Here is an 8,060-nt window from a genome sequence, read left to right as displayed (position 1 = left end):
GACAGACAGACAGACGGCATAATTCGCCCGTTTTTTTAACAACGCAACAACTTACTATAGGAAAAAATACAGCGTTACGCGTGGATCGGCATTCTTATGCCGTCTGACGGGTAACGCTTTTTTATATTTATTATTTCAAAAAGGAGAAAGAAAATGGAAAAAGGATGCAAAAAGAAAATCTCGATAGCGATATTCGCACTCGTGATGGTGTTTTGTCTTTTGTGCGCTACCGCCTGCGGAAACGACAACAGCGGTACGGAAAACAAAAACACAAGTTCCGACACGGTAGAACAAATCGAGCACGGTGCGGAAAACAATTCGGGGAGCAACGGTCAAAACGGAGATAATAACGGCAATTCGGGGAATAATGGTCAACCCGAAGGAAACGGTGGCAATTCGGGGAACAATGCGCAAACCGGCGACAACAGCGGCGCATCGAATTTGCAGGTTAAGACGCAAACGCTTCCGAGCGAACAAGAGATCAGAAATGCAATCGGCGGTTCGTATAAAGTTACGGTTCGTTCGGGCGGAGAAGACTTGGTCGTCGCGAGTGACGGCGTGTACGAGTATTCTTCGCTGTTCACGTATGAAAGTATAAAAGTAACGATCGGAGAAAAGAAGTATCCTTATACGGGAATAAAGAACGGAAAATATCGCAAAATCGGTACGCCTGTAACCGGCGGCGACAATTTGGGTTATTCCTCCGCGGGCGACCTGTTCCTTTTTGCGGGAGAAACGGTTTCTTATCACGAAAGAAGCGCGGTCACGTTTTTGGGGAGAAATGCGACGAAATACACCTATTCAAGCGGCAATGCGAACGGGTATAACGTTTCGTATGCGGAAGAGATCGTTATCGACGATCTCACGGGGGCGTGTCTGAAACACGAAGGGCACGGCGTCGCTACCGATGGTTTCACCGGAAGTTCCGCGAAAGAAAACTTTGAAATTGTCGAGTTTTTATACGGTGCGGATAACGCTGCCGTTCAATCCTTTGTGGATGACCTTATTGCGGAAAAGATAGACGTATACGCTTGGGAAAATACGTATTTCTCGGAATTGGGATTATCAAGCGTAGACGCCCCCGCAGGAGAACTCTATTTCAGCGAATGGGAGTACGGCACGGTGAGAACCGATGAAGAAAAGATTTGGAATGCGCAATACCGTAATTATGACACGCAGGAAAACGGTATAGCGGCGATCAACGCTCTTATTCAATCTTTCTACAATGCGGGAGTAACTCTCGGCGATGAAACGAAAGCGCCTTTGAGCGCTTGGAATGACCCCGACGGATACGGGTTTGATAGTGAGAATAGGGAAAGTATAAGGTTTTATGCGGCAATCGGCGGAAACGAAGAGTACATAGTTACCGTTTCGTGCGATTATATCACTTTCAGCGGCGCACCGTATTGGCGCATCGACGTTGAAGTCGGCAACTACGATTAATAAATTCGTTTAAATAAAGGAAAGAAAGGAGAGTGCAAATTATGAAAAAAAACATTACGATTATTTCGATGATTTTGGTGGTTGTGTTATCGCTTGTTTTTATGTTTACCGCTTGCGGTAACGCCAAAACAAATAACGGTGTCGAAACGAATACGCAAAACGGCAATACTCAAAACACGAATCCCGGAACGGGAAACGGTGATAACACCCAAAACGGCAATAACCAAAGTTCGGGAAGCACGCTCTTGACGGGGGAAATCAACGTGATCGATCTCGACGACAGAGACGCGTCCGTCCTGCGCGGCGTGCGTATTATAGGAAACTGCGTCGGAACGAAAGACGACATCAACGGCAAAGAGTCTTCTCTAACCGACGTCCGCTGTATTTTCGAGCTGAATGAATGGATCGAGTTCTATCCCGATACGGATGCGACTTATGGCTTGAGAGTGTGGATTTTAAAGCACAGGGACGATCAAGAATACTACCAAACTTGTACGTTTTCGGATTTAATGCCGAATTTTGCGCAATATTGCATTTTACGTTATCCCGAAGATGAAGAAGATCCCGATACGTATCCTTGGGGCAGCTTTTATTTGCATCAGCAAGAGTGTGAAACCGGTTATTACGATTTCGTCTTTACCTATGAAGGAAAAGCCATCGGCGTTTTGCTGACGAGATTTTATGCTTCTGAAGGAGAACTTAATAATAAATCCGGCGCAGAGCTCGAAGCGCTTATGCATAATTGATTGTTAACAAATATCCACCCGCTCCGACGGGCGGATATTTGTTCGGAAGGACGTGTTCGTCAAAAAAGCTCTATCGGTATTTCAATACCGAGGAGTTTTTTATGCAGTCAACGCTATCGGCGATGCGGAAGTCAGCCTTTCGGTCAAAGTGGTTACCGAAGATATGACTGTGGAAGATGCCGAATTGGTGCTTGAAGTTACGCTTGAGGGCGCAACGTTTGCAGATGGCGAAGCAATCGTCACCTTGCCGTTTAAGCAAGAAATACCGGCAGGCAAAGTTGCAAAAGTCTACTACGTAGCCGATGACGGCACGAGAACGGATATGAACGCCACTTTTGCCGACGGCGTAGCCGCCTTTGCAACCAATCACTTCTCGACCTATGCAATAGTGCTTGAAGACGCGCCTGCAACAGGACTTTCCGGCGGTGCAATCGCGGGTATCGTCATTGCCTTTGTGGTCGTATTGGGAGCATTGGGCGCACTCCTTTTCAGCTATTTCAAACAAAAAAAGGCTGAAAAGAAATAGTCGCAATAAGTGAATACGACTAATCGACAAGAAAACACAAAAATAGTATTAAGGTGTTCGAAATAACGAACACCTTAATCTTTACAGAGGGTATCGCTTTGTGATATACTACGTCAAGCCATATCGCAAGAGCGAAAAATCTATGCCGAAATCTGCTTCACCGTCCAATATTGGGAAGTGAGAATTTGAAACGGCGTGTGCCTTTGTGGTATGATAAAAAAGCCAACGAGTGGTATGCTCATTAGGAGTATATTCGATGGACGTCGAATATATGGAATGAAGCCCTGTGATTAGGGCTGGCGTAAGCATTGCGCCGTTCACCCGAGCAATCCGAAAAGTGGAATTGAGAAGACGGATTGCGACGATGGGTTTTGTCGGTATACGCAAATACCGACAAAGTAAAGAAGCCGGAGTTTTCTGAAGACGATCATGTTAAGTGTTTTTTTCGGGGAGCGTTGATGGTTATTTTTGGCGTACAAAAAATCAGAGAATACAAGTAAATAAATGACGTTTACGGGAGTTCGACGGGACTTCCGTTTTCGCATATTCAAATGACAATGGAGGTGTAATTGATGACGTAATCAAGACGGAAATGACGACAACTGAACAGCTAATATCAAAGTCGGCGGTAGGAAATATCGGCGGCTTTTTTATGCCCTTTTGTGGCTGAAAGGATGGTGATAAATATGATTGTAAAGTGACTTTCGGGCGGTCGTTAAAGGCTCGAATTAAGAAGAAAATCGCAAGCAAATTTTTGGACGAAAAAGATTAATCGGAGAAACTGCGAGGACAAAAGTATAGCCCACTATACTTTGCTCCGCAAAGTGTGGGCTCTGCGAGGCTTTTTGTCCACCGAAAAAATCATTGTAAGAGGAGGAAAAAACTATTTCATACGTATCTTGTCACATGGAGAAATACCATAAAAACGAAGTCGTCCCCATCGAGAAAGAGAACGAGCGGGACGAGAATTATAAGGGAGAAAACGAGTCGATTGATTCCACGCGCACCCACAACAACTACCACATCATCGAACGGGATATGAGTTACACCGAGTACATCAATAGGAGGCTCGCGCAAGAAGGAAAGAGACCGAGGAAAGACGCCGTTCTGATGAGTTCGTTTACGTTCGGTTCGGACGGTCCCTACTTCGCTCATTTATCGTTAGAAGAACAAAGGGAACTCTTCACCGACGCAACGAATTATTTTGTCCACACATACGGAGAAGAGAACGTCATCTCCGCCGTTGTCCACATGGATGAAACGAACCCGCATTTGCACTTAAACCTTATCCCCTTTATGCCGGATAAACGCCTGTGCGCCAAAGAGTTGTTTTGCCCACAGGCATTACGGGATTTACAGACCAACCTATACGAGTGGTTGGAAACGAAATGGCATTTGGAAAGAGGAAAAGAAGGAAGTCAAGCAAAACACTTATCCACGGCGGAGTTCAAAGCGAAGAAGATATTGGAACAAGCCGAGAACCAAGCCGAAGAGATCACCGCAGGCGCAAGAGCCGAAAACGAGGATTTAAAGGAAGCCAATGCACTTGCAGAGGAACATCTGAACGAAACAAGGAAGAAAATCAAAGAAGCGAGAGCGGAGAAAGAACAGATCGTAGCGGAGCGGGACAAGGAAGCGGATTATTCTCAAGCGTTGGAGGACGTGAAGAACGGAGACGTCGCCCACGGGAGAAGAGGATTGAAAGAACAAGTCGTCGCCTTGACCGTCGAGAACAAACGACTGCAAGAAGAGAACGCCAATCTTATCAGAGACAACGAAGGCTTATTCCAAGAAACCCAACAGTTAAGAGGAATTGAAGAAAGGTGCAATAAGGCGCTCAAGGGAATAACAATGATCCGCGAGCGCGAGCCGGAAGCGTTCGGACGAGTGTTCTTCCGAGCAAGTGGTATCTTCCAGCCTTTCGTGGATATGTTCGATCAACCTGTTCCTTTATCTCGTAGCCGCGTGGACGAAATAAAAGAGGAAATCGAGAGGGAGAAAAAGGAAGAACAGAACAAAAGCAGTTCGGGTAGTAACCATTCGAGCAAATAGCTATGCTATTTTTTTCAAAAGGTCTTGACAAACGAGGGAAAATACTCTATCGTATTGATACGACTTGTATTTTTATAGGAGATCAGACCAATGGAAAAGAAAGAAAACACTCCCCAACGCGCCGCACGGCGCAAGTATGAGGCAGTAAACAAGGAGAAGAGAAAGCAGACGAGCGGCAATTTCGGAACGATGATTCCCCGCCCGCTCTTTGAAGAGATCAACGCTTTCTTGAAGACAAGCGGATTTACCAAAGTACAGTTGATCGCCGCAGGATATGAGAAGTTAAAGGAAATAGCGGCAGGCACAGACGCGAAGAAAGAGGAACAATCCGCAAATACAGACTTTGTCGGTTTAGAGGACGTCGAAAAGAAAAAACCGAATACTTAATATCTTTTCAAAATAAGGAGGAAAAGCAATGAAGAGAGAACATAGTATTCAACGCAATAAGGACGCGAAATAGTTTATTTCGCAATCATGTCCGAATAAGGTAATTGGATACAAAACAAAGAGTAGAACGAGAAATTATTGACGGTACGGTTATCACCGTGATCGTGGAAGAAAAAGAAAACGTAAAAGACACGCCGCTCGACATTATGCGTCGGTTGATCGAAAGGAACGCATATAAGTGTTACGGCGAACAAGAACGAACTTGCTGTTTGCAAACTAACGGAGGTAAATAGATATGTTAGAAATGCAAATGGCTACAAAAATCAAGAAAAACAGAATAAACGGAGGTGATTCGGTTACCGCGTTATACTGCCGCTTAAGCCGCGACGATGAGTTGACCGGCGATAGCAACAGTATTACGCATCAAAAAGAGATACTCGGAGAATACGCCCGAAAGCACGGATTTCATAATTACCGCTATTACGTTGACGACGGATATTCGGGGACGAACTTCGACCGACCGGACTTTCAACGGATGCTCTCGGATATAGAGAGCGGCGAAGTCGGGACGGTCATCGTGAAAGATATGTCCCGTTTCGGCAGAAACTACATAATGGTCGGTTACTTTACGGAGATACTGTTCCCGACGGCAAAGATTCGTTTTATCGCCGTCAATGACCAAGTGGACAGCGACTGTGAAGCTGACAATGAGTTTACGCCGTTCCGGAACATCATCAACGAATGGTACGCAAAGGATACGAGCAAGAAAGTACGCGCCGTTCTCCACGCAAAGGGAATGTCGGGAAAGCACTTGAGCGCAGTCCCGCCGTATGGGTATATGAAAGATCCGAACGATAAGACGAAATGGATTCTTGACAAGGAAGCCGCGGAAGTGGTAAAAGAGGTTTTCAGATTGTTTGTGGAAGGTAAAGGCGCGAAAGAAATCGCTACAATCCTGACGGAGCGTGGCATTGATACGCCGCTCATCCATTATCAAAAGATGGGTTTTCCGTTAAGGATGAGAAGCAATGATCCGACGGTTTGGACAGGACCGACGATTTATCAAATGCTCGGAAAGATTGATTACACAGGTTGTACGGCGAACTTCAAGACGAAAAAGCCGTCCTACAAGTCAAAAGAACAAGTATTCTTTCCGATGGAACAATGGGTGATCTTTGAGAATACGCAGGAAGCCATCATCGACAAGGAGACGTTTGAGTTGGTGCAGAAGATGAGAGAAAAAAGCCGTCGGGTAAAACCCGTGTTAAAACCGGGCGAACCGATACCTGTCAAACACCGTGTCCCAAACAAGTATATCGGCAAAGTGTTCTGCGCGGATTGCGGCGCAAAGTTGGTGATCCATCACAGCACACACAGTCATGACCAAGATTCGCTTTGTTGTTCATCCTATCGGAAGAAAAAACAAAATATGTGTACGGCACACAGAATACGGATAGACCTGTTGGAGAAAATCATTCTGAACGACTTACGAAAAGTCAGCGCGTATGTTTCCAATCACGAACAGGAGTTTATCGAAAACTATCTGAACTGCTCGCAGAAAGAGAAATTGAAACTGACATCGCAAGCGAAAACGGAACTGACAAAAGCCAATGCGCGAAAGACGGAACTTGACTTGATTATACGGAAACTGTACGAGGACTGTGCGCTCGGAAGAATAACGCAGGAGCGATACGACCAACTCGCCGGTTCTTATGAGAAAGAGCAAGCGGCAATCGTGGAGCGGATCGCGGCATTGGAAAAGAGTATCAACGACGTCGCGCAGGACAACGAAGATCTTGAAAACTTCATCCGAATGATGCGCTATTACATCGACGTGGAAGAACTAACGCCCGAAATCCTGTTTTCATTCATCGACCGAATCGAGATCGGAGAGAAAGAGAAGTACAGTAGAAAAGGCGACCGAACCATCAAAATCATTTATAACTTTGTCGGAGCAATCGACATCCCTCAATCATAACTTAATAGACGCAACGGGCAGGCGCATCAACCCACCTGCCCAAATGTGTCCCCACGAACATCTTATGAGGTAAAGGGTTTTCCCAAAATCAATGATTTTGCTCAACCGTTTCGTGGACAAGTGGGAAACCCACTTTCTCTTGGCGGCATTGCCGACGGGTATCTTTCTTATTACCTTCTTTCTCCCCCAAAGAGAATAGCAAGGATGCGAAGAAGCGTAATGAATAGGCTTGAAGAGTAAGGAGCCAATAATCGCATATCTCGCCGCTCGAAAAGTTATCGTCGTATATATACGAGAATAGCTTGACATCGAACTCGCAAGGGTGTAAAATATGCATAGTCGTATCAATACGATTACGATATTAACCAAAGGAGATGAAAGAAATGACGAAACCGAGAGCGGAAAAAGATAAGAGATATGAGGATAGACACAAGGAAGAACGGAAAGCCAAGTGTATGGTTTGGGGAACGAGCGTTGACCGCAAGGAAGCGGAAGAGATAAACGCTTTTCTCGAAGAGTATGGTTACACGAAAGTCCAACTAATTCGGGCGGGATACAAAGCACTATTAGACGAAGCCGCCGAACATGATTTGGGATTAGCAAAGATAATGGACGGTTATGACGACTTTTTCAGCGGAGAACTTGAAAAGTTTGAGAAACAGAAAAAGGAAGACAAATAACCTCTTCGGGAACGAAAACAGACACTTGACCTACGTAGGGAAAAGGATTACGCGAAAGAAGCATTGGCGTAATGGAATCCCCTTGATTCCTTGTGAGAGTGAGGGCAAAAAATATACAGGATACCCTCACCGTCCAAAAGGAATGAATAATAAAACACCAAGTAAAGAACGTTGTCACCGTGGATTTAATGAGCGGTGCAAGCAATAAAACCCCTTGCGACCTGTCGCAAGAACAAATCAACAAAACG

General features: G+C 45.3%; 7 protein-coding genes. All 7 read left to right on the top strand.

The genetic code is table 11. The features are described from left to right. The first annotated feature begins 219 nt into the window (after positions 1–219). On the top strand, positions 220–1,443 hold the full coding sequence (locus II896_04710; protein MBQ4443944.1) for a hypothetical protein: 1,224 nt from the start codon (positions 220–222) through the stop codon (positions 1,441–1,443). A 41-nt stretch (positions 1,444–1,484) separates the two neighbouring features. Beyond that, complete coding sequence (locus tag II896_04705; GenBank protein ID MBQ4443943.1) at positions 1,485–2,189, top strand: hypothetical protein; 705 nt, start codon at positions 1,485–1,487, stop codon at positions 2,187–2,189. Positions 2,190–2,241: 52 nt separating this feature from the next. Next, positions 2,242–2,715 (top strand): hypothetical protein, encoded by a 474-nt coding sequence (locus II896_04700; GenBank protein MBQ4443942.1) that lies wholly within the window; start codon positions 2,242–2,244, stop codon positions 2,713–2,715. A gap of 906 nt (positions 2,716–3,621) precedes the next feature. Further along, on the top strand, positions 3,622–4,767 hold the full coding sequence (locus II896_04695) for a plasmid recombination protein (protein MBQ4443941.1): 1,146 nt from the start codon (positions 3,622–3,624) through the stop codon (positions 4,765–4,767). Between the two features lie 90 nt (positions 4,768–4,857). Next, positions 4,858–5,154 carry a hypothetical protein gene (locus tag II896_04690; GenBank protein ID MBQ4443940.1) on the top strand — a complete coding sequence of 99 codons (297 nt, stop codon included), beginning with the start codon at positions 4,858–4,860 and terminating at the stop codon, positions 5,152–5,154. Positions 5,155–5,449: 295 nt separating this feature from the next. Continuing rightward, a complete protein-coding gene (locus tag II896_04685) occupies positions 5,450–7,132 on the top strand; it encodes a recombinase family protein (protein ID MBQ4443939.1) in 1,683 nt (560 codons plus the stop codon). Positions 7,133–7,515: 383 nt separating this feature from the next. Further along, a complete protein-coding gene (locus tag II896_04680) occupies positions 7,516–7,812 on the top strand; it encodes a hypothetical protein (protein MBQ4443938.1) in 297 nt (98 codons plus the stop codon). Positions 7,813–8,060 lie beyond the last annotated feature (248 nt).

This window comes from Clostridia bacterium (assembly GCA_017394805.1).
Lineage (GTDB): Bacteria > Bacillota > Clostridia > Christensenellales > CAG-1252 > RUG14300.
Note: the sequence above shows the minus strand (reverse complement) of the source record. Positions and strands in the feature narration are given on the sequence as shown.

Bases quoted from the DNA above. Each gene is read 5' to 3' on its own strand.
- II896_04685 (MBQ4443939.1), top strand. From the start codon at position 5,450: ATGTTAGAAATGCAAATGGCTACAAAAATCAAGAAAAACAGAATAAAC.
- II896_04690 (MBQ4443940.1), top strand. From the start codon at position 4,858: ATGGAAAAGAAAGAAAACACTCCCCAACGCGCCGCACGGCGCAAGTAT.
- II896_04705 (MBQ4443943.1), top strand. From the start codon at position 1,485: ATGAAAAAAAACATTACGATTATTTCGATGATTTTGGTGGTTGTGTTA.
- II896_04680 (MBQ4443938.1), top strand. From the start codon at position 7,516: ATGACGAAACCGAGAGCGGAAAAAGATAAGAGATATGAGGATAGACAC.
- II896_04695 (MBQ4443941.1), top strand. From the start codon at position 3,622: ATGGAGAAATACCATAAAAACGAAGTCGTCCCCATCGAGAAAGAGAAC.